Source organism: Microbulbifer okhotskensis (assembly GCF_023895975.1).
Classification (GTDB): domain Bacteria; phylum Pseudomonadota; class Gammaproteobacteria; order Pseudomonadales; family Cellvibrionaceae; genus Microbulbifer; species Microbulbifer okhotskensis.
The window spans coordinates 1-630 of record NZ_JALBWM010000354.1 but is presented as its reverse complement, the minus strand read 5'-3'; the positions used below and the strand labels follow the sequence as shown (position 1 = coordinate 630).

Annotated in this window: 1 protein-coding gene; it reads right to left on the bottom strand. The window is 38.9% G+C overall.

Annotated elements, in window-relative coordinates:
- Positions 1 to 35: 35 nt before the first annotated feature.
- The gene (locus tag MO867_RS22475) at positions 36 to 599 is read right to left on the bottom strand and encodes a glycerophosphodiester phosphodiesterase (RefSeq protein ID WP_252473321.1); all 564 of its coding nucleotides are present in this window, start codon (positions 597 to 599) and stop codon (positions 36 to 38) included.
- Between the last annotated feature and the right edge of the window lie 31 nt (positions 600 to 630).

Genomic DNA, 630 nt, shown 5'->3' with positions numbered 1-630 from the left:
TAGACAAGATAATTACAGTCACGATTTAAGCTGATTTATATGGGACAGCCCTGTGACTTACCTACAATACGCGCTACCTCATAGGCAAGAGTGTAATTTGAATCCTTGCTTGAGAATTTTAGATCTATAAGAAGAGTTGCTTTTCCTTTAGTTACTTTCAGAGCTTCTTCAAGAGTGGGGACTTGCTCATCCTTAAAAATTCCAGAAAACCAGAGCCCCACGTCAATTTCTTTGATTTCATTTAAAGTCAGATCCCGAACAAATACTGGCTTACCAGCTATACGCATAAAATCCCTATCATGAGTGAGAACAACCACTCCATCTTTTGTTTTACGGGCATCTACTTCAACCCAATCCGCATGGTCTTTAATGGCACGATCTATTGATGCAATAGTATTTTCTGGTGCATGAGCGGATGCCCCACGATGAGCAATAATTAGAACTTCTTTAGGTGGTAAATCTGAGGACAGCCAATAAACACCGGTAGTTAAAGAAATTAATGCAGTTATTATTAAAAATATACCCAATTGTAACGGCTTAAAATATATATTCCAGAGTTCCTCATTTTTATTTGGGTGCAACACTTCGGACAGTTTCATGCAGCTATAGCCCCATAGTCACTGTACCGCT